Origin of the sequence: Streptomyces sp. MST-110588 (assembly GCF_022695595.1) — a bacterium.
GTDB lineage: Bacteria > Actinomycetota > Actinomycetes > Streptomycetales > Streptomycetaceae > Streptomyces.
Genome location: NZ_CP074380.1, coordinates 2,759,059 through 2,781,900, shown reverse-complemented (window position 1 = coordinate 2,781,900; position 22,842 = coordinate 2,759,059). Strand labels below are relative to the sequence as shown.

The 22,842-nt window shown below is 71.0% G+C and carries 20 protein-coding genes and 2 pseudogenes; 14 read left to right on the top strand and 8 right to left on the bottom strand.

The features are described 5' to 3' along the window. The first annotated feature begins 381 nt into the window (after positions 1 to 381). The 4 genes from KGS77_RS12055 to KGS77_RS12040 are packed head-to-tail and all read left to right on the top strand — an operon-like array spanning position 382 to position 2,422. On the top strand, positions 382 to 543 hold the full coding sequence (locus KGS77_RS12055; RefSeq protein WP_242587843.1) for a hypothetical protein: 162 nt from the start codon (positions 382 to 384) through the stop codon (positions 541 to 543). Next, entirely contained in the window at positions 540 to 1,196 is a 657-nt protein-coding gene (locus KGS77_RS12050) for a pilus assembly protein TadG-related protein (RefSeq protein ID WP_277994319.1), read from the top strand. The genes KGS77_RS12055 and KGS77_RS12050 overlap by 4 nt, the downstream gene beginning before the upstream one ends. 20 nt (positions 1,197 to 1,216) lie before the next feature. Then, positions 1,217 to 1,798 (top strand): hypothetical protein, encoded by a 582-nt coding sequence (locus KGS77_RS12045; protein ID WP_242580905.1) that lies wholly within the window; start codon positions 1,217 to 1,219, stop codon positions 1,796 to 1,798. Between the two features lie 6 nt (positions 1,799 to 1,804). Beyond that, positions 1,805 to 2,422, top strand: a complete 618-nt coding sequence (locus KGS77_RS12040; protein WP_242580904.1) for an OmpA family protein — start codon at positions 1,805 to 1,807, stop codon at positions 2,420 to 2,422. A gap of 23 nt (positions 2,423 to 2,445) precedes the next feature. Here KGS77_RS12040 and KGS77_RS12035 read toward each other — a convergent pair whose 3' ends face one another. Next, the gene (locus KGS77_RS12035; protein ID WP_242580902.1) at positions 2,446 to 2,901 is read right to left on the bottom strand and encodes an ATP-binding protein; all 456 of its coding nucleotides are present in this window, start codon (positions 2,899 to 2,901) and stop codon (positions 2,446 to 2,448) included. A 238-nt stretch (positions 2,902 to 3,139) separates the two neighbouring features. Here KGS77_RS12035 and KGS77_RS12030 point away from each other — a divergent pair, with 238 nt between their 5' ends. The 3 genes from KGS77_RS12030 to KGS77_RS12020 are packed head-to-tail and all read left to right on the top strand — an operon-like array spanning position 3,140 to position 4,841. Next, the gene (locus KGS77_RS12030) at positions 3,140 to 3,991 is read left to right on the top strand and encodes a helix-turn-helix transcriptional regulator (protein ID WP_277994213.1); all 852 of its coding nucleotides are present in this window, start codon (positions 3,140 to 3,142) and stop codon (positions 3,989 to 3,991) included. Between the two features lie 11 nt (positions 3,992 to 4,002). After that, positions 4,003 to 4,203: a DUF397 domain-containing protein gene (locus KGS77_RS12025; RefSeq protein ID WP_242580898.1), complete on the top strand. Its 201-nt coding sequence runs from the start codon at positions 4,003 to 4,005 to the stop codon at positions 4,201 to 4,203. 56 nt (positions 4,204 to 4,259) lie between these two features. Beyond that, positions 4,260 to 4,841: a TetR/AcrR family transcriptional regulator gene (locus KGS77_RS12020; protein WP_242580895.1), complete on the top strand. Its 582-nt coding sequence runs from the start codon at positions 4,260 to 4,262 to the stop codon at positions 4,839 to 4,841. Between the two features lie 56 nt (positions 4,842 to 4,897). Here KGS77_RS12020 and KGS77_RS12015 read toward each other — a convergent pair whose 3' ends face one another. After that, a complete protein-coding gene (locus KGS77_RS12015; RefSeq protein ID WP_242580893.1) occupies positions 4,898 to 6,160 on the bottom strand; it encodes an MFS transporter in 1,263 nt (420 codons plus the stop codon). 144 nt (positions 6,161 to 6,304) lie between these two features. Between KGS77_RS12015 and KGS77_RS12010 the strand changes: the two genes are divergently transcribed. Beyond that, a complete protein-coding gene (locus KGS77_RS12010) occupies positions 6,305 to 6,715 on the top strand; it encodes an ArsR family transcriptional regulator (protein WP_242580891.1) in 411 nt (136 codons plus the stop codon). A 362-nt stretch (positions 6,716 to 7,077) separates the two neighbouring features. Here KGS77_RS12010 and KGS77_RS12005 read toward each other — a convergent pair whose 3' ends face one another. Further along, positions 7,078 to 7,419 carry a DUF192 domain-containing protein gene (locus KGS77_RS12005; RefSeq protein ID WP_242587428.1) on the bottom strand — a complete coding sequence of 114 codons (342 nt, stop codon included), beginning with the start codon at positions 7,417 to 7,419 and terminating at the stop codon, positions 7,078 to 7,080. A gap of 267 nt (positions 7,420 to 7,686) precedes the next feature. Here KGS77_RS12005 and KGS77_RS12000 point away from each other — a divergent pair, with 267 nt between their 5' ends. After that, positions 7,687 to 8,622 carry an A24 family peptidase gene (locus KGS77_RS12000; RefSeq protein ID WP_242580888.1) on the top strand — a complete coding sequence of 312 codons (936 nt, stop codon included), beginning with the start codon at positions 7,687 to 7,689 and terminating at the stop codon, positions 8,620 to 8,622. 230 nt (positions 8,623 to 8,852) lie between these two features. On the opposite strand, the pseudogene mgrA reads toward KGS77_RS12000, so the two are convergent. Further along, positions 8,853 to 9,930, bottom strand: a pseudogene (gene mgrA / locus KGS77_RS11995) (L-glyceraldehyde 3-phosphate reductase). 123 nt (positions 9,931 to 10,053) lie between these two features. Here mgrA and KGS77_RS11990 point away from each other — a divergent pair. The 4 genes and pseudogenes from KGS77_RS11990 to KGS77_RS11975 all read left to right on the top strand — a co-directional run bounded on the left by KGS77_RS11990 (position 10,054) and on the right by KGS77_RS11975 (position 15,588). Continuing rightward, entirely contained in the window at positions 10,054 to 10,851 is a 798-nt protein-coding gene (locus KGS77_RS11990; RefSeq protein ID WP_242580886.1) for an isoprenyl transferase, read from the top strand. Positions 10,852 to 11,341: 490 nt separating this feature from the next. Further along, complete coding sequence (locus KGS77_RS11985; RefSeq protein ID WP_242580884.1) at positions 11,342 to 12,664, top strand: PhoH family protein; 1,323 nt, start codon at positions 11,342 to 11,344, stop codon at positions 12,662 to 12,664. 405 nt (positions 12,665 to 13,069) lie between these two features. Then, positions 13,070 to 13,795 carry a transglycosylase SLT domain-containing protein gene (locus KGS77_RS11980; protein ID WP_242580882.1) on the top strand — a complete coding sequence of 242 codons (726 nt, stop codon included), beginning with the start codon at positions 13,070 to 13,072 and terminating at the stop codon, positions 13,793 to 13,795. Between the two features lie 153 nt (positions 13,796 to 13,948). After that, positions 13,949 to 15,588: pseudogene (locus KGS77_RS11975) on the top strand (AI-2E family transporter). 92 nt (positions 15,589 to 15,680) lie between these two features. Here KGS77_RS11975 and KGS77_RS11970 read toward each other — a convergent pair. Further along, positions 15,681 to 16,214, bottom strand: coding sequence for an alkyl hydroperoxide reductase (locus KGS77_RS11970; RefSeq protein ID WP_242580879.1), 534 nt, complete (start codon positions 16,212 to 16,214; stop codon positions 15,681 to 15,683). A 6-nt stretch (positions 16,215 to 16,220) separates the two neighbouring features. Next, on the bottom strand, positions 16,221 to 16,775 hold the full coding sequence (locus tag KGS77_RS11965) for a peroxiredoxin (RefSeq protein WP_242580877.1): 555 nt from the start codon (positions 16,773 to 16,775) through the stop codon (positions 16,221 to 16,223). 142 nt (positions 16,776 to 16,917) lie between these two features. On the opposite strand from KGS77_RS11965, the gene KGS77_RS11960 reads away from it, so the two are divergent. Beyond that, positions 16,918 to 17,874 carry a hydrogen peroxide-inducible genes activator gene (locus KGS77_RS11960; RefSeq protein ID WP_242580875.1) on the top strand — a complete coding sequence of 319 codons (957 nt, stop codon included), beginning with the start codon at positions 16,918 to 16,920 and terminating at the stop codon, positions 17,872 to 17,874. A gap of 146 nt (positions 17,875 to 18,020) precedes the next feature. Here the strand turns inward: KGS77_RS11960 and KGS77_RS11955 are convergent, their stop codons facing one another. Both KGS77_RS11955 and KGS77_RS11950 read right to left on the bottom strand, forming a co-directional pair. Next, positions 18,021 to 20,018 carry an FtsX-like permease family protein gene (locus tag KGS77_RS11955; RefSeq protein ID WP_242580872.1) on the bottom strand — a complete coding sequence of 666 codons (1,998 nt, stop codon included), beginning with the start codon at positions 20,016 to 20,018 and terminating at the stop codon, positions 18,021 to 18,023. A gap of 392 nt (positions 20,019 to 20,410) precedes the next feature. Further along, positions 20,411 to 22,717 (bottom strand): FtsX-like permease family protein, encoded by a 2,307-nt coding sequence (locus KGS77_RS11950; protein ID WP_242587427.1) that lies wholly within the window; start codon positions 22,715 to 22,717, stop codon positions 20,411 to 20,413. Between the last annotated feature and the right edge of the window lie 125 nt (positions 22,718 to 22,842).

Genomic DNA, 22,842 nt, shown 5'->3' with positions numbered 1-22,842 from the left:
CCGTTCCGTACACGCCACTGCCTCCGTGCCCGCCCGCGTCCGGATTCCGTCGCTGTTCCGTCGGCACCCTTCGCGTACGCAACGAAGTGTGGCAAAGTCAGCCCCCGTGAATCCCTCGGCCCCCGCCGCACCACCGGGCGCACGGGCCAGGCGGCTGCGACGACGGCTGAGTGGGGGTGGGACGGGTGGGACCGGTTGTCCGAAAGCGGTCACTGAGGCGCCAACTCACGTCCCCGGCAAAGGAATGGGGCCGGGTGCTCTGTTCCGGGGTGGCTGTTCCGGCGTACGTTTCTCGTGTCGCGAGCGCCCGGACGCGCAACGACATCACGGGGGCATACCAGCCGGGCCAGAGCGGACCGGCCGCCCATGGAGGGGAACACGATGGCGAAGCGGTTTTTGGGGAACGACCGGGGCCAGACTGCGGTCGAGTACCTGGGGATCATTGCCGTGGTCGTGGCGATCGTGATCGCGATCGCGGGGACGGACATCGGCAGCTCCATCTACAGTGCGATCACTTCCAAGATCGCGGAACTCACCGGCTGACGCCTGGTCCGGATCGCCGGGAGTGCCGCGACACAGGGCAGGCTTTCCCGATCTACATCGTCGTAGTGGCGGGCCTGCTCTTTCTCGCGTTCGCGTTCTTCGCGGTCGGCCAGGCGGCGGCAACCCGCAACAGCGCCCAGACCGCGGCGGACGCGGCGGCGCTGGCGGCGGCCCAGCGGTATCGGGACGACTTGCGCAAGGGACTGCTGGACGCCGTCCTCGTCGGCTCCACACTGGATGACCTGCTGAACGGCACAGGGCCGTCCACGGGCCCCGCCTGTGCCGACGCGGAGTGGTTCGCCGGACAGAACGAGGCGGACCTCACGAGTTGCCAGGGGGGCACCCTGCCGACGTCCTTTGCGGTGGGAATCACCACCCAGAAGACCGTAGGGGATTCGGTCGTGCCCGGCACGGAGGGCAAACACGCCTCGGCCCAGGCGAAAGCGGTCGTCAAGCCCCGCTGCGCAGTGGCGCCCCCGGCACCCGATGACGACGCCGGCAAAGGTGGGGACGGCAAGGGCGAGGACGACAAGGGCGGTGCGAAACCGCCCCTCGCGCTGCGATGCGACGGAAAGAATTGGATCATCGACCCCGAGGATCTCCGGCAGGCTCCGGAGGCCTCTGACCTGTTCTCCGTGCAGCTCGCCAACTGACCAGCGAAGGACCGTGACCGATGAGCGTTCGACACACGACGGCCCACCAGGGGTGGAAAGCCGCAGTGATCGCGTGCGGCCTGGTGCTCGTCGTCGCCGGTTGTGGTGGTGACGGCACGGGCGGTGGTGCTCCGGTGAAGAAGGAGCGCTCCTCACCGGTCGGCGCGCAACGTGACAAGCCGGTCGAGCGGCCCGACACGAGCCGGGTACTCGCCGAACTCAAAGGCGAGGACGGAATCGTTCTCACCATCAACTCGGCCAAGCGCGACAGCGGCGGCTTCGTGACCGTGAACGGGCAGGTGAAGAACACCGGCAGCAAGCTCTTCACCGGTGGTGTCCGCTGGCGGGGCGACGAGACCGATGTCCTCAAGCATGGGGCATCGATCGCGGGTGCCACGCTGGTGGACGGCAACGGGAAGAAGCGCTACTACGTACTCCGGGACACAGAAGGACGCTGCCTGTGCACCACAGGGCTGGGAGCGATAGCGGCGGGGAAGACCGTACCGGTCTTCATGCAGTTCCCCGCGCCACCAAGTGACGTGAACGAGATCGGCTTCCAGCTTCCCACGTTCCCGCAAGCCACCCTCGAAATCTCCGGGTGACCGTCGATGGCCCGGATCCGGCTCCCGCACCCGGTGGTGACCGCCACCGCCGTACTTCTCCTGGCCGTCGCGCCGTCCGCTCCCACCGCCCACGCGGACGACCCGCCAGGAGCGGCGGAGGATTCCGCACCACCCGTGAAGATCGACCCCCGCGACCCCGATCTCAAGATGGTGCAGGGGGCCACGCTCGCGCCGCCGAAGGTGCTGAACATCAAGTCGATCGTCGAGACGGACGACGGATCGGAGCGGCGGCAGGACACGAACTCGAATGTGACCTTCGCGCTCCAGGCGGAGGTCCTGTTCGGGAAGGACAGTGCCGAGCTGACCCCGGACGCACTTTCCCGGATTCGCGCCATCGCGGCCGAGATCAAGAAGCAGAACGCCAAGAACCTGCGTGTCTTCGGCTTCACCGATGATCTCGGCTCGGCCGCACACGGGCTGGTGCTCTCCAAGCAGCGGGCCAACGCGGTGCAGCGGGAGCTGGCCAAGGGGCTGGATTCCTCGGTCGGTTTCCAGATTCGCGGCTACGGCGAGGAGTACCCCATCGCCGACAACTCCACCGAAGAGGGCCGAAAGAAGAACCGGCGCGTCGAGGTGAGCTTCCCCCGCACCCACGGCTCATAGGGCCCCGGGCCCCGCAGACCTTCCTACTGGCGCAGCTCGCACCAGACGATCTTTCCGCCGACGCCGAGTCGTTGCTCGTCGAGCGCGTACCACCCCCAGTCGTCCGCGTACGCCCCCACGATCACCAGCCCTCTTCCGTTCGGCCGTACGCCCGTACCCGATTCCGTACGTGCGTCCGTACGCGTACGGGATCGCAGCCGTGGACTGGTGTCCCACAGGCTCACACGCAGCACCCCGCCGTCGTGAGCGAGCCGCAGCCGTGCCGGGCCGCGCGTGTGGACGTAGCAGTTGGTGGCCAGCTCGGACGTCAACAGCTCGGCCACTTCGATGAGTTCCCGCAGATCGTGACGGCCCAGGATCACGCGCGCGGTGGCACGTGCGATGCCTGGACTGACGGGGTGGTGGGGGAGGCGCAGACTGTAGTCCCACGCGTCGGGGGGTGCGGCCGGCTGCCCGGTCGCCACGAGTTGCAGCGGCATGCGTAACCCTTCTCGGGTGCACGGAAGTTGAGGGGGAGAGTGAAGGTGCCGGGCGGTGGCTCTGTCGCCCTGCGCGTCGCTGGTGTGCGGGCAGGGCGGTGCGCTTCCGTCAGCGCCATAATCACTTGCGGTGACTGATTCGCTACGTAAGGTAGAGCATGCGGATGGTCGCGGTCCATTGGGTCGGATGACTTCAACCACCGCTGTACATTGGCGGCGATCGGCGAGAGGGGGGCGCATGCCGCAACGGGATGCCCCAACAGCACGGCAGCGGCGGCTCGGTTGGGAGTTGCGAAAACTTCGCGAACGAGCGGGCATGTCGGCCACCGAGGCCGGTGAGCTGCTCGGTATCGGGCAGTCGCGCGTCAGTAACACCGAAGTCGGCCGGATCGGCATCAGCGCGGAGCGCGTACGCGTTTTCGCACTCAATTACGGATGCGACGACGAACGGCTGGTCGAAGCCCTCGCCGCCATGGAGACCGGGCGCACCCGGCACTGGTGGGAGGAATACCGCGGCAGGCTCCCGGCCGGCCTGCTCGACCTGGCCGAACTGGAGCACTACGCGACGGCGATCCGCACGGCACAGCTCACCCATCTTCCTGGGCTGCTCCAGACCGTGGACTACGCGCGGCTGACCTTCCGGCAGTGCATCCCGCAACTCCCGCCTCCGGAGATCGAATACCGGATTTCGCATCGCATCAAGAGGCAGGACGTCATCTATCGGGCACGTCCCATTCCGTATACGGCGATCATCCATGAGGCCGCCCTGCGGATGCAGTTCGGCGGGCCGGAGGTCACTCGTGAGCAACTTCGGCACATCATCGACATGAGCGAGCGTGATGGTGTAGCCGTGCTGGTGATCCCTTTTTCCGCCGGGATCTTTCCCGGTTCGGGACAGACCATCGTCTTTGCGGAGGGGCCGCTGCCGGAGTTGGACACCGTTCAACTCGATGCCGAGCACGGCTTCGTGTTCGTGCACACCGAAGTGGCCCTTGCGAAATACCGGACGGTTCTGGACCGTATGGAAGCGATGGCGCTCAAGCCTGAGCCCTCGCGGGATTTCATCCGTTCCATCATGAAGACACTGTGAGAGGTTTCGGAATGTTCCAGAACACCTGGCAGAAGTCGTCGTACAGCGGCGAGGGCAGTAACTGTGTGGAACTCGCCGCCCGGGTGGAGGGAGAGGGGGGCGTTCTCCTGCGGGAGAGCGATGATCCCTCGATAGCCGTGGTGGCGTCTTGTGGGGCGTTGTGGGAATTGCTGAGTGTTGTTCGGGGTGGCGGGGTGCGGCGCCTGGGGTGACGGGCGGGCGGTTGCGTATTGGGGCCGGTGGCCCCGTACGTGTTAGCGTCCGCGTCATGGCACGGCCCCGGAATTTTGATGAGGAGCGGGCGCTGGACGCCGCGCTGGAGGCGTTTTGGGCCGCGGGGTACGAGGCGACCTCCACGCAGGATCTGTGCGCCGCCACGGGACTCGGGCGCAGCAGTGTCTACAACACCTTCAAGAGCAAGCACGCGCTGTTCGAGCGGGCGCTCGACCGGTACATGGAGCGGAAGAACGCCGAGCTGTTCGCGCTGCTGGCGGAGGAGCTGCCCGTACGGCGGAAGATCCGTGCCGTGCTGCAGTTGGTGATCGACGAGGATTTCGGTGAGGGGGCCGACGGGCGCGGGTGCCTGGTGGTCAGGACGGCTGCCGAGGTGGCGTCGCGGGACGAGGCGGTCGCGGCGATGCTGGCGCGGGATTACCGGGAGCGGCTGACGGCGGTACGGGCCGCGATCGAGACGGCGCAGCGGGACGGCGAGATCGGGGCGGACAAGGACCCGCTGGTGCTGGCGCACCTGGTCCTGACGACCGTGGCGGGACTACGGGTCTCGGCGCGGAACGGAGCCGGGAAGGCGGCGCTGGAGAGCGTCGCGGACGCTTCCCTCGCCGCCTTCTGAGCCCGGTGTCGCGGCCGGCTCCGCGTGCCCACGGCCCCATGCGGGCCGGTGACGCGTCAGCGCTTGGCGCTGCGGGTGAGGATCAGGGTGGCGCCGGCGGCGGCGAGGGTGATGACCGTCAGGCCGAACGTCGTGGTGCCTGCTGAGAGACCGATGAGGTCGCTGAGGTAGCCGTCGGCCACCGGGAACAGGCCGGCGAGGAGGTAACCGCCCGCGTTGAGGGCGGCGTTGGCCTCGGCGCGGCGGTCGATGGGGACCTCGCGGCTCAGGAGGGACAGGCCGCCGAACTGGCCCATGCCCTGTGCGGCTCCCGCCAGGACGACGGCCGCGATGAGCGGGGCCAGGGCGGTGGTGCGTACGGCCGTGATCAGGGACAGCATGCTCGCGGCCGTGGCGGCGGTGGAGGCGAGCAGGACCGTACGGAGTGCCAGGCGCCGTACCGCGAACTGGACTCCCGCCGCCGTCAGGAACATGCCGAAGGCCATGGCGCCCGCGACCGTCCGGTTCGTCGTGCCGAGGAGGCCGGTGAGCAGGGACGGGCCGAGGGCGAGGACGAAGGATGTCGTCGTCATGCCGGGGGCGAAGGCGGCGAGGCCGAGGGCGAGGTGGCGGCGGTTGGTGCGGGGGACGGAGGGGACCCGGATCCAGGTGGGGCGCGTGCCCGCGGAGACGGGTGCGGCGGTGTTCTTGGGGTGGCGCGGGGGGAGGGGCATGCGGACGACCGCGGCCAGGGCCGTCAGCAGGAGCACGATCTCCACGAGGAAGACGGTGACGGTGGGGGCGGGCGCGGTCTCCGAGAGGACGCCGGCCAGGAGGGGGCCGACCCCGGCGCCCAGCACCATCGCCGTCGAGGCCAGCAGCGGGCCGATACGGCGTCCGGCGGCGATGTCGGTGACCGCCGCCATGCCGGCCGAGACGGCGGCGCCGGTGGCCAGGCCGGTCAGGAAGCGGGCGGCGACCAGGGTGAGGACGGAGCCGGCGGTCGCGTAGATGACGCAGGCCGCGATCGCCACGAGCAGCGCCGGGACCAGGACCGGCTTACGGCCGATGCGGTCCGCGGCCACCCCCGCGACCAGCAGTGCGCCGAGCAGTCCGGCCATGTAGGCGGCGAAGATCAGGGTCAGGGTGCCGGAGCTGAAGCCCATGTGGCGCTGCCAGACGACGTAGAGCGGCATGGCGGCGTTGGAGAGGATGAAGACCGCTACGACGGGCCAGGCCGCGAACCAGACTTCCCGTAGGGGCGGGAGGGGGGATGGAGAGGTGGGTGCGGGTGCGGACGCGGTGGGAACGGGGGTGGGGCGGGTTCGGGTGGTGGGCATGGCTCCCCCTCTGGATCGGGCCGTTCGCGGTGGTGCGGCTGTACGATTGCAGTCGTACAAGCGGTACGAGAGAATTCGTACAGGCAATTGCTGTACGAATCAAGTCGTACTGGGGAGTCGGAGCAGAGGGAGAGGTGGATGGTCATGGCGTCCGCGACGTCGGGAGCCGTGGGGCGAGGCGAGTCGCGCGAGGGGGGTGGCGGGCGCCCGCGGTTCGTGGAGCGGGCGGTGCCGGCCGGCGCGCCCGAACCGCTGGAGGAGCCCGCGCGCGACGAGATGCGCCTCGAAGCGGTCATGGGGGCGCTGAGTGATCCGTTGCGGTTGGTCATCGTGCGGACGCTGCTGCTGAAGTCCGATGCGTTCGACCACCCGTGCGGTTGGTTCGGGTTCGACCGTCCGAAGTCCTCGCTCACCCACCACTTCCGCACGCTGCGGGAGGCCGGGCTGATCCGGCAGCGCCAGTACGGGCTGGAGCGGCGCAGTCATGTGCGGGTCGCGGACGTGGAGGCGCGGTTCCCCGGGCTGCTGGCGCTGGTCGCGGACTGGGACGGGTGATTCCGTGCCACGGGTAGGGGTGTTGGCCGGGTAGATGGGGCGTATGGGGCGATATGTCCTCTATGGTCGTTCTCGTGCCGCTCGCACGCGATCGGCTGGAAGCGCATCGTGTGGACCCGCCTGCCGCTCCTGCCCTGGGAGAGGCCGGTCCGCGCCAGGGAGACGAGCCACCAGCCCCACGTCGCAACCGACGGGCGCCGAGTGCGCCCGTACGGCTGCATCCGTGCGTCCGCGTGCCCGTACGTCCGCGCGTGCCCGTACGTCCGCGCGTGCCCGTACGTCCGCGTGCCCGTACGACCTTGGGGCCGTACGTCCGCGTGTGCGCATACGTCGGTGTGTGCGCGGGGCCGTGCCGTGCCCGGTCAGCCGGTGTCGATCGTGACGCGCAGGCCGGTGCGCAGTCCCCAGCGGGCCATCGCGCCGGCCTCCGCCTCCAGTACGTGGCGGGAGCGCGGACGGGGCAGACCGAGCCGCCCGGGGCGCATGGTCCGTACGGCCAGCACGGTGAAATCCCGGTCGAGATAGGCCACATCGATGGCGAACCGCATACGGAAGGTGTGCACCCCGCTCGCCGGGGTCAGCAGCAGAGCTCCGTCGACGCCGTCGCGGCCGAGGAGGCCGCGGGTGCGCGCCCTGTAGGACGCCGCGATCTCCACAGGGACGGTGGTGCCGGTGATGTGGAGTGTCGCAGCGCCGTCGCGCAGGCGCGCCGCCCGCGCGCGGCCCTTGGGCGCGCGGCCCTTGGGCGTGCGGCCCTTGGGTGTGCGGCCCTTGTGCGCGTGGCCCTCGGGCGTGCGGACTTTGCGCCGGTCGGGCCCGTCCGGGCGCCGGGCCTGTCGCTCGGTCGGCTGCTCATCCGGGTGCCGGGCCGGGTCGTTTCCGGCCGATCGCCGCGCCATGGACAGCTTTTTATCAGCCCGGTGACCGTCAGGGGCTGGGGATCGGCCAAAGGATGCGCCTAGGGTCGGCGCGTGCCTGTGTTGCTGATGGTTCTCGCCGCCGCGTACGGGACCGTGGCGGGGCTGCTGGTACCCCGGCCCGCCCACCGGTTGGCCGTCGGGCCGGAGGAGGCGTGGCGCGCGGACTGTCCGGCGGGCCACGAGATCACCGGGCCCGCCGCGGGCTGGCTGGGCAGGGCCCGCTGCCGTACCTGCGCCGCGTACGGATCATCCTCGTACGGATCGACTGCGCACGGATCGACTGCGCACGGATCGTCTGTGGACGGATCATCTGCGCACGGGTCGCCTGCGGACGGATCATCCTCGTGCGGAGCGTCGGCGGGAGCGCCCGTCCCGTACGGATCGCCCGTCCCGTACGGATCGCCCGTCCCGTACGGATCGGCCGTCCCGTACGGGCCTTCGGCCCTCCCCACCGCCGCCGTCACGGCCGCGGTCTGCGCGGTGCTCGCGGCGGCCACCGGAGCCCGCCCCGAACTGGCCGTCTGGCTGCTGATGGCGCCGGTCGCGGTGCTGCTCGCGGCCATCGACCGCCGGGTCCACCGGCTCCCGGACGTGCTGACGCTGCCGCTCGCGGCGGGCGCCGCCGTCCTGCTGGGCGTGGCCGCGCCGTTGCCGGGCGCGGCGGGTTCCTGGGGGCGGGCGCTGCTGGGGGGAGCGGCGCTGGGCGGCTTCTATTTCCTGCTGCATCTCCTCAACCGGGAGGGGATGGGGCTGGGAGACGTCAAGCTGGCGATCGGACTGGGGGTCGCTCTTGGGTGGTACGGCTGGACGTCCGTCGTCGTCGGCGGGTTCGCGGGGCTGCTGCTGGGGGCGCTGTACGGCGCGGGGCTGCTGCTGACCGGGCGCGGCGGGCGGAAATCGGCCATGCCGTACGGGCCATTCATGATCGTCGGGGCGTTGTGCGGGCTCCTTCTGGGGGCCGCCGCGGCGGCGCGCGGACCGCTGTGACCGGCTCCGGGACCGCTTCGGCCGGGTCGCGGGGCCGCGCCGGCGGCCTGTCGGTGCGCGGAGCACACCGTCGGCGGGGTTATGGTGGAAACCCCCCTCGGGCCGGTCCGTATCCCCCCACGGACCGGCCCGCTTTTTTGAGCACGTCCGGACCGCCGTCGCACGGTCATCGGTCAGCCCACCTCACCGGCTCATCCCCAGGCTCACCCCACCAGGCGACCCGCATCGCCTCAGCCCCGCCGGGCCCAGATGTTCACGCCGTCCGTCGACCGCGCGAACTCCTCGATCTCACTCAGCTCCCCGTCCGTGAGCTTCGGCGCGCCGACCGCCGCCACATTCGCCTCCAACTGGGCCACGCTGCTCGCGCCGATCAGCGCCGAGGTCATCCGCTCGTCGCGCAGCACCCACGTCAGCGCGAGCTGCGCCAGGCTCTGGCCGCGCCGCAGCGCGATCTCGTTGAGGCCGCGCAGCCGGCGGACGACGTCCTCCGAGAGCAGTGCGGGGTCCAGCGACTTGCCCTGGGCGGCGCGCGAGCCCTCCGGGACGCCGTGCAGGTACTTGTCGGTCAGCAGGCCCTGCGCCAGCGGCGCGAAGGCGATGCAGCCCATGCCCTCGGCCTCCAGCGTGTCGAGCAGCGCGTCGTCCTCGGTCCAGCGGTTGATCATCGAGTACGAGGGCTGGTGGATCAGCGGCCGGACGCCCATCTCCCGCAGGATGCGGGCCGCTTCGCGGGTCTGCTCGGCACTGTAGGAGGAGACGCCCACATAGAGGGCCTTGCCCTGCTGGACGGCGGACGCCAGCGCGCCCATCGTCTCCTCCAGCGGGGTATTCGGGTCGAAACGGTGCGAGTAGAAGATGTCTACATAATCGACGCCCATCCGCTTCAGCGACGCATCCAGTGACGAGAGGAGATATTTCCGTGACCCCCATTCGCCGTAGGGGCCGGGGTGCATCAGATATCCGGCCTTCGTGGAAAGAAGGATCTCGTCGCGATAGGACCGGAAGTCCCGTGCGAAGATCTTTCCGAAGTTCTGCTCGGCCGAGCCGGGCGGCGGTCCGTAGTTGTTCGCCAGGTCGATGGGGGTCCCCCCTGGACGGAGTTTGTCGGAGTCCTTGGGGGAGTGTGACACCCAGGTCGAAGGCGCGGCGCAGGATCGCGGTCTGGGAGAGCAGGGTGCGGTCGTCGCCGAAGTTGTGCCACAGTCCAAGGGAGACGGCGGGGAGTTTGAGCCCGCTGTGGCCCGAGCGCCGGTACTCCATGGAGTCATAGCGGGTACCCGCGGCACGATAGAGAGAGTTGTCGGTCATGGTCATCTCCCTATCACGGGGTTGTGACCTACCTGATTGGGCCGCTGGGACACCCGAGAAGTAAAGTTGCCGACTTGAGGCGACGGGGCGACCGCCAAAAGGCACGGAGGGGCTGGACCGAACATGCTGCGATCTTCCGGGGTGCGCATCCCGTATCCGCCTGCACTGCGCGACCTGGTCTACAGGCTTTACGCGCGCCGGGTGGAGGGCCGCCTCGACCACACCCAGGTTCCCAAGCACATCGGCGTCATCCTCGACGGCAACCGCCGCTGGGCGCGGGCCGACGGCCGTACGCCCGAGCAGGGGCACCAGGCCGGCGCGGACAAGATCTCGGAGCTGCTGGGCTGGTGCGAGGAGACCGACGTCGAGGTCGTCACGCTGTGGCTGCTGTCGACCGACAACCTCGACCGGCCCGAGAAGGAGCTGACCCCGCTTCTGGGGATCATCGAGAACACCGTGCGCGGCCTGGCGGCCGACGGCCGCTGGCGGGTGCACCACGTGGGCAACCGGGATCTGCTGCCCTCTCATACGCAGCGGGTGCTCAAGGAAGCCGAGCAGGCCACCCTCGACCACGACGGGATCCTGGTCAACGTGGCGGTCGGCTACGGCGGCCGGCAGGAGATCGCGGACGCGGTGCGCTCGCTCCTCCTGGAGCACGCCGAGCGCGGCACCACCTTCGAAGAGCTCGCGGACATCGTCGACATCGACCTGATCTCCGAACACCTGTACACCCGCGGCCAGCCCGACCCGGACCTGGTGATCCGGACGAGCGGCGAGCAGCGGCTGTCGGGCTTCATGCTCTGGCAGAGCGCCCACTCGGAGTACTACTTCTGCGAGGTTTTCTGGCCGGCGTTCCGGAAGGTCGACTTCCTGCGCGCACTGCGTGATTACGCGGCACGGCACCGGCGTTACGGCTTCTGACCCGTTTTGGGCCGTACGTCTGCGTGCGGCCCTATGCGTCTCCGTACGTGACCTCATGCGTCTCCGTACGTAACCTCGTGCGTCTCCGTACGGAATGTGTGCCCCATAAGGCGGCGTACGGCCCATAAGCGACGTACGGCTCGCATGACCCGAATGGCTCGTACGACTCGTTCCCCTCATTCCTCGGCAACGGGCACATGTAACCAACCGTTCACCGGCCGTGCGTCATATGCCATTGCATGGGTGTACACATTCGCGGGAATATCCCTTTCAGGTCGGCGTCCGGCAAGACCAGTCAGCGGATGCCGTATCTCAGCGGACGGCACGGGGTCGTCCGCCCGGGAGGCCCTTTGCCCAGCACGGACGATCGTGCGGATCGCACGGACGACGCGGAGGGCCGGCGCTCGGCCCGCGTGTCGTGGCCGCAGCCCGGTCCCCTCCACCGCGACGCCGTCGCGTCCCGACCTCATCCGAGGGGGTTCGTCCACCCGTGGTGAACAGCAAGCAGCGCCGTGACAACGGCCGGCGCACTTACGTCCTCGACACCAGCGTCCTGCTGGCGGATCCAGGATCCATGTCCCGCTTCGAGGAACACGAAGTGGTGCTGCCCGTCGTGGTGGTGACGGAGCTGGAGGCCAAGAGGCACCATCCGGAGCTCGGTTACTTCGCCCGCCAGGCGCTGCGCCTGCTGGACGAGTACCGGGTGCGGTACGGGCGGCTGGACGCCCCGATCCCCATCGGCGAGCTGGGCGGCTCGCTCAGGGTCGAGCTGAACCACTCCGACCCGGGGGTGCTCCCGGCCGGGTTCCGGCTCGGTGACAACGACTCACGGATCCTGGCGGTGGCCCGCAACCTCCAGGCCGAGGGGTATGACGTCACGGTCGTCTCCAAGGACCTGCCGCTGCGCATCAAGGCGTCCGCGGTCGGCCTGCTGGCCGAGGAGTACCGCGCCGAACTGGCCATCACCGACTCCGGCTGGACGGGGATGGCGGAGCTGGCCATCACCGCCGAGCAGGTGGACGACCTGTTCGCCCAGGAAAGCACCTATGTGGCCGAAGCCGCCGATCTGCCCGTGCACACCGGGCTCGTCCTGCAGTCCGAGCGCGGCAGGGCGCTGGGGCGGGTGACGGCCGACGGCAGCGTACGCCTGGTGCGCGGCGACCGGGAGGCGTTCGGGATCCACGGGCGCAGCGCCGAGCAGCGGGTGGCGCTGGACCTGCTGCTCGACCCCGAGGTCGGCATCGTCTCCATGGGCGGGCGGGCCGGTACGGGCAAGTCGGCGCTGGCGCTGTGCGCGGGCCTGGAGGCCGTACTGGAGCGTCAGCAGCACCGGAAGGTGATGGTCTTCCGGCCGCTGTACGCGGTCGGCGGCCAGGAGCTGGGCTACCTGCCGGGCAGCGAGTCGGAGAAGATGAGCCCCTGGGCCCAGGCGGTCTTCGACACCCTGTCGGCGGTGACGACCAACGACGTCATCGAAGAGGTCGTCGGGCGCGGCATGTTGGAGGTGCTGCCGCTCACCCACATCCGGGGCCGCTCGCTGCACGACGCCTTCGTCATCGTGGACGAGGCCCAGTCCCTGGAACGAAACGTTCTTCTTACGGTGCTGTCCCGCATCGGCGCCAACTCGCGGGTGGTGCTGACCCACGACGTCGCCCAGCGCGACAACTTGAGGGTCGGCCGGTACGACGGCGTGGTGGCCGTCGTGGAGAAGCTCAAGGGGCACCCGCTCTTCGCCCATGTCACCCTGACCCGCTCGGAGCGTTCGCCGATCGCGGCGCTGGTGACCGAAATGCTGGAGGACGGCAGGATTTGACCCGTTGGATGAGGTAATGCGCCGCCCGGCAAGGCGAGAGAGCCTAGCCGGGCGGCGCCGTGTCGCGCGGGTGATTGACAGAAATTCCCTCCCAGGGAAGCGATGTGACGTTTCCCACGCAACGGGGAATTGATTCGGCGCGTCCGGTTCGGGCAGAGTCTGGGTCCTGTCAGGCCCCGCATACGGCACACCAGCACCCCCAGCGGTGTGCGACACCAAGAACTGCATAGCGTTGCCGTATGCCGCCCGAGCACCACGCGAACCCCCAGGGGGACGTACCGGGCCCGTGCCTCCCGTGACCAGCCGTCCCGCCGCTCCACCGGGGACGTACAAGGGGAGGCCAGCGCCAGGGGCACGATTGCGTCCGCTTTGGTCACCGCGTGGGCGCTGCTGGAAGGAAAGCGTGTGAGCCGGATTTCGGTCCGGGGATTCGCTGTGGCCTCCGCCACCGCGGTCACCACCGTCGGCGCCATTGCCGGAGTCGCCGTAGGCAACGACCAAGGGTCGGCTGCCCACACCGAGGCCGCCGCCGCGGGCACCACGATCGCCGACATACCTGCGGGCCAGCAGGCCCAGGTACAGACGGCTTCCCTGACACAGCAGGCGGACGACCAGTCCACGCAGGCGGATCTCGCCGCCCTGAAGTCCGCGCAGGAGTCGGCCCGCAAGGAAGCCGCCCGTACCGCGCAGGACAAGAAGGACGCCGCCGAGAAGAAGGCCAAGGCCGAGAAGGACGCCAAGGAGCGCGCGGAGAAGGAGAAGAAGGACGAGGTAGCGTCCCGTTCCTCCGCCGGCCGCGAGGACCTCGGCGACTTCACGCAGAAGGCGTCCTACACGGTCGAAGAGACCAAGGCGATCGCACGCCAGATCGTGCCGGCCGACCAGTTCCAGTGCTTCAGCAACATCGTCGAGCACGAGTCCGGCTGGAACTACCGCGCCACCAACGCCTCCTCCGGCGCCTACGGCCTCGTCCAGGCACTGCCCGGCTCCAAGATGTCCTCCGCGGGCTCGGACTGGCGCACCAACCCGGCCACGCAGATCAAGTGGGGCCTGAACTACATGAACTCCCGGCCCAACTACGGCAGCCCCTGTGGCGCCTGGGCCTTCTGGCAGGCCAACCACTGGTACTAGACCGCCCGGCGGCACGCTCCGCCCGGCCGGTCCGGCAGCAGTGATTTCGTACGCGAAACCCCCGACCACCCCCATGGCCGGGGGTTTCGCACGTCCGGCACCGGTAACGTCGTCCTGACAGCACCGGGGGGCGGGAGGGGAAGAGGAACAGACATGTCCAGATTGCCTCAGTGGGTCGGCGGCCTCGGCGCCGGTCTGACGCGGCTCGCGGAGCGGCTGGAAGACCAGCGGCGGCGCGCGGAAGAAGAGGCCGCGGCCGGCGAGGACTCCGGAGAGCTGGGGTACGCCGGGCGCCCGGCCGGGCCGGACGCCGCGGTGGGCCGTACGGATCGCCTGGAGCCGGTGGATCGTCCGGAGCCGGTGGGCCGTGCGGATCGCAGGGACGGCGCCGGTCGTACGGACCGTGCCGACCGTACGGACCGTACGGACGGAGCGGAACCGGCGGACGGTGCGGAGCCGGCGAGTCGTACGAGCCGTGCCGGCCGCGCCGACCGTACGGATCGGGACGGTCACGCCGACCGCGCCGGGCGCGCCGACCGTGCCGAGCGCCTGGACCGCGCCGACCGCGCCGGGCGCACGGACTCCGTGGACCGCGCGCCGCGGACCGTGCCGGAGTCCGTCCCCGCGCCACCCGCCTACGCGCCCGCCGTGGCCGCCCGTCCCGACCCCGTCGCGGCCGTGCCCTGGGGGGTCAGGGTGGCCGCCGAGGTCGGCTGGCGGCTGCTGGTCCTGGCCGGTTCGCTGTGGGTGCTGGCCAAGGCCATCACCACCATCCAACTGGTTGTGCTGTCCTTCGTCGCGGCGCTGCTGATCACCGCGCTGCTCCAGCCGGCCGTGGCCTGGCTCCGGGCCCGGGGTACGCCCCGGGGGTGGCGACCGCGCTCGCGTTCATCGCCGGGTTCGTGGTGATGGGGCTGGTCGGCTGGTTTGTGGTGTGGCAGGTCCAGGACAACATCGACTCGGTCTCCAGCCGCATCCAGGAAGGCATCTCCGAGCTGAAGAACTGGCTGCTCAAGAGCCCGTTCCATGTCACCGAGGACCAGATCAACCACATCGCCAAGAACCTCCAGGACGCGGTCGGCGCCAACACCGAGGCGATCACCTCGGCCGGTCTGGAAGGCGTCACGGTCGTCCTGGAAGTGCTCACCGGCATCCTGCTGGCGATGTTCACCACGCTCTTCCTGCTCTACGACGGCCGCCGGATCTGGGAGTGGACGCTGCGGCTGCTGCCGGCCGCGGCGCGCGAGGGCGTGGCGGGCGCCGGGCCGCGCGCCTGGCGCACGCTGACCGCCTACGTACGCGGCACGGTGATAGTGGCCCTGATCGACGCGATCTTCATCGGTATCGGGCTGTACTTCCTCGATGTGCCGCTCGCCGTCCCGCTGGCCGTCTTCATCTTCCTGTTCGCCTTCATCCCGCTGGTGGGCGCGGTGGTCTCCGGCGCGCTGGCGTGCGTGGTCGCACTGGTGACCCAGGGCGTCTTCACGGCACTGATGGTGCTGGCGGTCGTGCTGGCGGTGCAGCAGATCGAGGGCCACATCCTCCAGCCGTTCATCCTGGGACGGGCGGTCCGCGTCCATCCGCTGGCCGTGATCCTCTCGGTGGCGGCGGGCGGCCTGATCGCGGGCATCGGCGGCGCGGTGGTCGCGGTGCCGCTGGTGGCGGTCACCAACAGCGCCGTGGGCTACCTGCGGGCGTACTCCCAGGAGCAGGCCCTGCGTACGGCGGCCCCGCCGTACGCCGCCACGTCCGCCGAAACCGCACCGCCACGCGAAGAGGCCGACCACCGCTAGCCGATTGATCCGGTGACACGAAGAACCCGCGGACGATGTGTCCACGGGGTTCTTCGTGTGCGCCTACAGGTGAGGCGGACGGCTGCTGCCGGTCACTCGGCCAGCATGCCCTCGGATTCGAGGGTGACGCCGACGGCCTGCAGCACCGAGGCGATCTTGATGGCCTCAAGGATCGTCTCGCGCTCCACACCGGCCTTGCGCAGCACCTGCTCGTGCGAGTCCAGGCACATGCCGCAGCCGTTGATGGCCGAGACGGCCAGCGACCACAGCTCGAAGTCGACCTTCTCCACGCCCGGGTTGCCGATGACGTTCATCCGCAGACCGGCCCGCATCGTGCCGTACTCCGGGTCCGACAGCAGGTGCCGGGTCCGGTAGAACACGTTGTTCATCGCCATGATGGCGGCGGCGGACTTGGCGGCGTTGTACGCCTCGGGGGAGAGGTTGGCCTTGGCCTCCGGCTCCAGCTCGCGCAGCACCTTCGGCGAGCGCGAGGCGATCGCGCAGGCCAGGACCGTGCCCCAGAGCTGCTGCTTGGGCAGCTCGCTGTTGCCGATCACCGAGCCGAGGTTCAGCTTCAGGTCCTTGGCGAAGTCCGGGACCGCGGCCTTCAGTTCGTCCAGAGCCATCTCAGATCACTCGCCCGCCAGCAGCGCGACCGGGTCGAGGGTCTCCTCGCCCTTGCTCCAGTTGCAGGGGCACAGTTCGTCGGTCTGCAGGGCGTCCAGGACCCGCAGGACCTCCTTGGGGTTACGGCCGACGGAGCCGGCGGTCACCATGGTGAACTGGATCTCGTTGTTCTGGTCGACGATGAAGACGGCGCGCTGCGCGAAGCCGTCCTCGCCCTCGATGCCCAGCGCGCGCATGAGCTCGTGCTTGGAGTCGGCCATCATCGGGAAGGGCAGGTCGGTCAGGTCCGGGTGGTCCTTGCGCCAGGCGTGGTGGACGAACTCCGAGTCACCGGAGAAGCCGAGGATCTGCGCGTCGCGGTCGGCGAACTCGTCGTTCAGCTTGCCGAAGGCGGCGATCTCCGTCGGGCACACGAACGTGAAGTCCTTGGGCCACGCGAAGACGATCTTCCACTTGCCCTCGTAGGACTTGTGGTTGATCTGCTCGAACTCCTTGCCCTTCTCCAGCGAGACGCAGGCGGTCAGGTCGAACTCGGGGAACTTGTCACCGACAGTGAGCACGCGTACTCCTTGCAGCGTCGGAAAATCCCGCTTTGAGTAGAGAGGGGTTTTCCTAGGGGGTTGGACGGTTAACACAGTGCCACAGGAGGCATTGATCAGGGAAATAGCTAGACTTGCTGATGTTGATCGGAGGTGGTTATCAGTGGGCTCTCCCATAGGCTCCGGGGGCCGCGCCCGCCAGCCCAGCCTGGCCCAGTTGCGCGCCTTCGCCGCGGTCGCCGAGCACCTGCACTTCAGCGAGGCGGCGTCCGACATCGGTATGAGCCAGCCCGCACTGTCCGGCGCCGTCTCCGCCCTGGAGGAAGCGCTCGGGGTGCAGCTCCTGGAGCGTACGACGCGCAAGGTGCTGCTCTCACCTGCGGGGGAACGGCTGGCGGCGCGCGCCCGTACGGTCCTGGAAGCGGTCGGTGACCTGATGGAGGAGGCGGAGGCGGCCCGCGCCCCCTTCACCGGCCTGCTGCGGCTGGGAGTGATCCCCACCGTGGCCCCCTACCTGCTGCCGACCGTCCTGCGGCTGGTCCGCTCCCGCTACCCCGACCTGGACATCCAGGTCCACGAGGAACAGACGGCCTCACTGCTGGACGGGCTGGCGCACGGCCGGCTGGACCTGCTGCTGCTCGCCGTCCCGCTCGGCGTGCCGACCGTCACCGAGCTGCCGCTCTTCGACGAGGACTTCGTCCTGGTCGCCCCCAAGGACCACTGGCTGGGCGGACGCGCGGACATCCCCCGCGAGGCCCTGAAGGACCTGGACCTGCTGCTCCTGGACGAGGGCCACTGCCTGCGCGACCAGGCGCTGGACGTCTGCCGGGAGGCCGGGCGCGACCAGGGCGCGCCGGTGACCACCAGCGCGGCGGGGCTGGCCACGCTCGTCCAGCTCGTCGCGGGCGGGCTGGGCGTCACACTGCTGCCGCGCACCGCCGTACGGGTGGAGACCGACCGCGACGACCAGCTCACCACCGGATACTTCGCCGACCCGGCGCCCGCCCGCAGGGTCGCGCTGGCGATGCGTACGGGGGCCGCGCGGCAGGGCGAGTTCGAGGAGCTGGCGGCGGCGCTGCGGGAGGCCATGCGGTCCCTGCCGGTGCGGATCGCGGACTGAGCCGGGGCCCTGGCCGGGTGTCGCCCGGTCTCTTGTGTCGCCCGGTCGCTCGGTCGTCCGGTCGGCCGGTCGTTTGCCCGTTCCGTACGCGGCCGGGTCGCCCGCTGACTCCTACGGCGCGCTCCTCACCCGTACGGCGCGAGCCCTCACTCCGTACGCAGTCCCTCCGGTCGCGCCAGGCGCCGTACCAGCGGCAGGGTCAGCGCCGTGACCAGCAGGATCACGGCCGCGGCGGCGCCGGCGAGCAGGGCGATGCCGAGCCAGTCGGGCTGCGCCGGACGGCCGGCGATATGGAGCAGCAGCGCGCCGGTGCCCAGCCCGCAGCCAACCGCGAGCACCAGCCCCAGAACGACGGGAACGGCGGTCTGCCACAGGACCGAACGGCCCCACAGGGCGCGCGGTGTGCCGAGGGCGTCCAGGGCCGCCAGCATCCGCCCGCGCTCCCGTAGCTGGTCCAGCACGGAGATCAGCAGGCCGGCCCCGATCAGCAGCAGCACGGCGACCGCGCCGGCCATCAGGGCGCGCCGGACCGTGACGAACACGTCCGCCGTGCTGGTCTCGGACAGGTCCGCGACGGTGAGGGTCGGGTCGGTGCGGGCGACGGTGTTGCGGACGGACTCGATCGCGTCCGGGACCGCGGGATCGAGGCGCACCAAGACCTCGGTGGACAGGGCGCCGAGCTTGAGCGGGTCCAGGGCGCGGGGGGTGGCCAGAATCTGCGCGGGCTCGACGACGACCGGCCGGCCCAGGGGCGGCACCCGGCGTGCGGTGGCCGGAACCGTCCAGTTCATGGGAGATCCCCGGTCCGAATATCCCCGCGGGTTGACGGTGATCCGCGCGCCGGGCCGGGGAGCGGCGGGAGCGGAGTCCGCAGCGTCCATGAGGAAGACGTCACCGGCCGCGCAGCGGTCGATGCGGGCCTGGGAGCGGAGGACGTCGCAGGACCCCACGCCGATCCGGTAAGGCGGGGAATCGGGGCCGGGGCCGTCGGCGGACGCCTCCTTTCGCCCCGTCGGAGTGGCGTAGCCGCTGGTCAGGATCTGCGCGTCGGACACGCCCCGGGTGCGCCCGAGGTCCTGGGCCAGTTGTGATGCCTTTGCCGGGGACCGCTCGCCGTTCCAGACCGACACCTGCGCCTCGGGGCCGGCCGGGAGCGGAGAGGGGAGGGAGAAGCCGGCCTGGACTCCGGTGAGCAGCATCTGTACGGCGATGGCTCCGGCGACGGCCACCGTGATGCCGCCGACCGAGCGGGCCGCGGTCGCGCCGCCCGACTGGAGCCGGCGGACGGCCAGGTTCCAGGCGGGGCCGCCACCGGACCCCAGCCGTACCGCCGTGGCGTCCAGCAGCCACGGCAGGACGGCCGCCACCCCCAGCAGAAGCAGCGTGGTTCCCGCGCCCACCTGGTAGTTGGTGATGCTCGTCGTACTCCTACCGTCCACCGTCGCGGGTGCCAGCAGGGCCGCGCCGGCGGCCGGCAGCAGCAGCCGCCACCACAGACGGCGCCGGGTGGGCGCCACGGCACGGCTGACGCCCAGTGGCTCGACGGCGATCCGGCGCATGCCGACCAGCGCGGTGAGGACCGCGCACGCGGGCACGGCCAGGGCGATGAAGACGGCCAGGCGTGGGTCCGGGACCACGTCGGAGGGGAAGATGCCCACGTTCAGCAGGCTCAGCCGGGAGAGCGGCACCCGCACGGCCAGGAAGAGCGCCAGGCCGGTGGCCAGCCCCAGCAGCGCCCCCGCCAGCGCCTCGCCCGCCGCCACCCTGCGGGTCGTACGGATGTCGGCACCGATCAGGCGCAGCGCGGCCAGCCGCCGGTCGCGGCGCTCCCCGCCGAAGCGCAGGGCGGTGGCGATGAAGACGGCGACCGGCGTGAGCAGCGCGACACAGCCGACCAGGATCGCCAGCGTCAGGGGCGGGGTCACCCGGAAGCCGCCGCCCTTGCCGCCGAAGGAGCTGATCCGGCTCACCTCCGGGTCCTTCTTCGCCAGGCGGGCAGACCCCTGGTAGAAGAAAAGCTCGGTGGGGCCGGACAGCCCCTCGTCGCCGATGCGCCCGGTGATCCGTACTCCCGGGAACCGGTCCCGCAGCAGCGCGCCCCCGGGTGAGGCGAGCAGGTCGGCCAGGGCGGGGGAGACGGCCATCTCGCCCGGCCCGGGGAGGCGGGACAGCCCCGGCGGTACGGGCGCCCGGGGGCCCTCCGGCCGGACCAGGAGGCCCCCACGGGATCACCGTGGTAGGTGGTGTCGGCAGGGGCGACCAGCAGGGTGCGCGGGCCGGCGGGGGCGTCGACGGCCGACAGGTTCGTGGAGCGGGCGTCGCGGCGGTCGGTGGCGGTACGCATGGTGCTGGGTATGGCGGCGGCGAACAGCAGGACGGCCACGCCCAGACCGACGCCGAGCGCGGTCAGGGCCGTACGTATCCAGCCTTCCCGGCCGCCGCTGACGGCGAAGCGGGCGCCCAGGGCGAGGTCACGGATCCGGTGGCCGCCGAGGCGGCCTTCGGCAGGGACGAACCCGGAAGTCGGCACGGTGTCTCACTCCGTTCGCAGGCCGTCCGGCCGCATCATCCGCCACAGCGGTGGCAGGCTCAGCGCCGTCACCAGCAGGATCACCCCGGCACCGAGGCCGGTCATGCCCGCCACCACCGGCCAGTCCACCACGAAGCCGCTCTCGGTGATCGTCAGCAGCAGTGCCCCCAGCCCCAGGCCGACGGCGAGTGCCAAGGACAGGCCCAGGACGACGGGGACGGCGGTCTGCCACAGGATCGACCAGCCCAGGGTGGCGTGGCGGGTGCCGAACGCGTTCAGCACCGACAGCAGCCGCCGGCGCTCGCGGAGCTGTTCGACGGTGGAGATGACCAGCCCCGCGCCGATGAGGCCCAGGGTGATCACGGCGCCGACGAACAGACCGGTGCGCAGGCCGTTGTACTGCTGGTCGTGCGGGTTGTCGACGGAGGACATCTCATTCAGCGTCGGGCTGATGCGGGCCGCGGTGTTGCGGATGCGTTCGACGACGTCGGGCACGGCGCGGTCGAAGGTCACCGACAGCTCCATGTCCGCCTCGCGCAGTCGGGAGACATCCAGCGCGGCGGGGGTCGCCAGGATGCTGTGCGGGACGTAGCCGCGCGACCCCGTCTTCTTGCCCGCTACGAAACGGGCCGAGGCGGGCAGCGTCCAGGGCCGCTCGGGGCCCGGCGGCCCGTAGACCTCCGGCGGGTCGAGGTTGAGCCGGGCCCCCGGCCGGGCGACCGGGTCCCCGCGCAGATTGTCCGTGAGGAAGATGTCGCCGTCGGCGCAGGAGCCCAGGGCGGCCAGTTGCGACAGCTCCCGGCAGTCGCCGACGGTGATCAGGACGGTCTCCACCACGCGCCCGCCCGCGCCCTCGTCGTGGCGGCCCCGGTCACCGGCGCGCGAGGCCATCGCGATGGCGGTGCCGTGCGCCTCCCGTACACCCTCGGTGTCACGCAGCAGCCGCAGTGCCTGCGGGATCTCCTGCCAGCTCCCGGTGTGCCCTCTCAGCTCCAGCACCGGCCGGGCACCGGACTTGGCGTACGCGGCGGCGAAGCCGCCCTGCATGCCGGTGAAGAGCATATGGACCGCGATGGCCCCGGCGACGGCGACGGTGATGCCGCTGACCGCGCGGGTGGCGGCGCCGCTGCTGAGCTGGAGGCGGCGGACGGCGAGCTGCCAGGGCACCGGGCCGCCGCGCAGCCGCCCCACGACCGCCTCGACCAGCCACGGCAGCAGCGCGGTGACGCCGAGCAGCAGCAGCATCGCGCCGACCGCGACCACGGTGGTGGTCCACGGGCTGTCGCGCCGGTCGTGCCCCCCGGCCGCCGCCAGCAGCAGGGCGACGCCCGCCGCGGGCACCGCCAGGCGCCACCACAGACGGCGCCGGACGGAAGGCCGGTCACGGACCACGCCCAGCGGCTCGACCGTGACCCCGCGCTGCGCGAGGAGGGTCACCAGGACGGAGAGCGCCGGCACCACCACGGCGACCAGGGCCGCCGGGCCCGGGGCCGGCAGTACGTCGGAGGGGAAGACGTTGACGCCCCACAGGGTGACGACCGAGGCGAGCTGCCGCCCGCCCAGGAACAGCCCGGCCCCGGCCAGCAGCCCGAGCAGCGAGCCGGACAGCGCCTCGCCCGCCGCGATCCGGCGGGTCGTGCGCACGTCGGCGCCCACCAGCCGCAGCGCGGCCAGCCGGTGCTCGCGGCGCTCGCCCCCCAACCGTACGGACGTGCCGATGAAGACCATGACGGGCGTCAGCAGCGCCACACACGTCATGATCACGAGCAGTACGATCTCGGGGCGCAGCGGGGGGCGGGAGTAGTTCTTGCCGAAGTGGTCGATGCGGTAGGCGTCGCCCTTGTGGAGACGGTCGCTGCCCGCCAGGTAGGTCAGCTCGCGCGGGCCGAGCAGCCCGGAGTCCTGGATCGTGCCCACCACACGGTAGGGCAGCCGCTCCCGCAGCAGCTTGCCGCCGGGGGCCTCCAGCAGGCTCTTGAGCTGGGGAGAGACATACATCCGGCCGGGCCCGGGGAGGGTTTTGACGCCCGGCGGGGCGGGCGGGTGGGCTCCGTCGGGCCGTACGAGCCGGCCGCGGATCCACTGGCCTTTGAAGGTGGTGTCGGCGGAGGCGTACAGCAGAGTGTCGTCGGCCGGGCGCGGCGGGTGGGCCTGGCCGAGGTTCTCGCGTGCCTTCTCCCGGCCGTGCCAGGCGTCCAGGAGGGAGGGCACCGAGGCGCCCAGCAGCAGGACGGCGACGCCCAGGCCCACGCCGACCGTCGTCAGGGCCGTACGGATCCAGCCCTCCCGGCCGCCGCTGACGGCGAAGCGCATGCCCAGGGCCAGGTCGCGGGCCCAGGCCGCCGGGCCGGTGGGAGCGGAAAGGGGCACGGCCGCGATCGTAGGTTTCCCGCGCGGGCCGGCCGGTGTGCCGCGCCCGCGCCCGGCGCGTTCGTCGG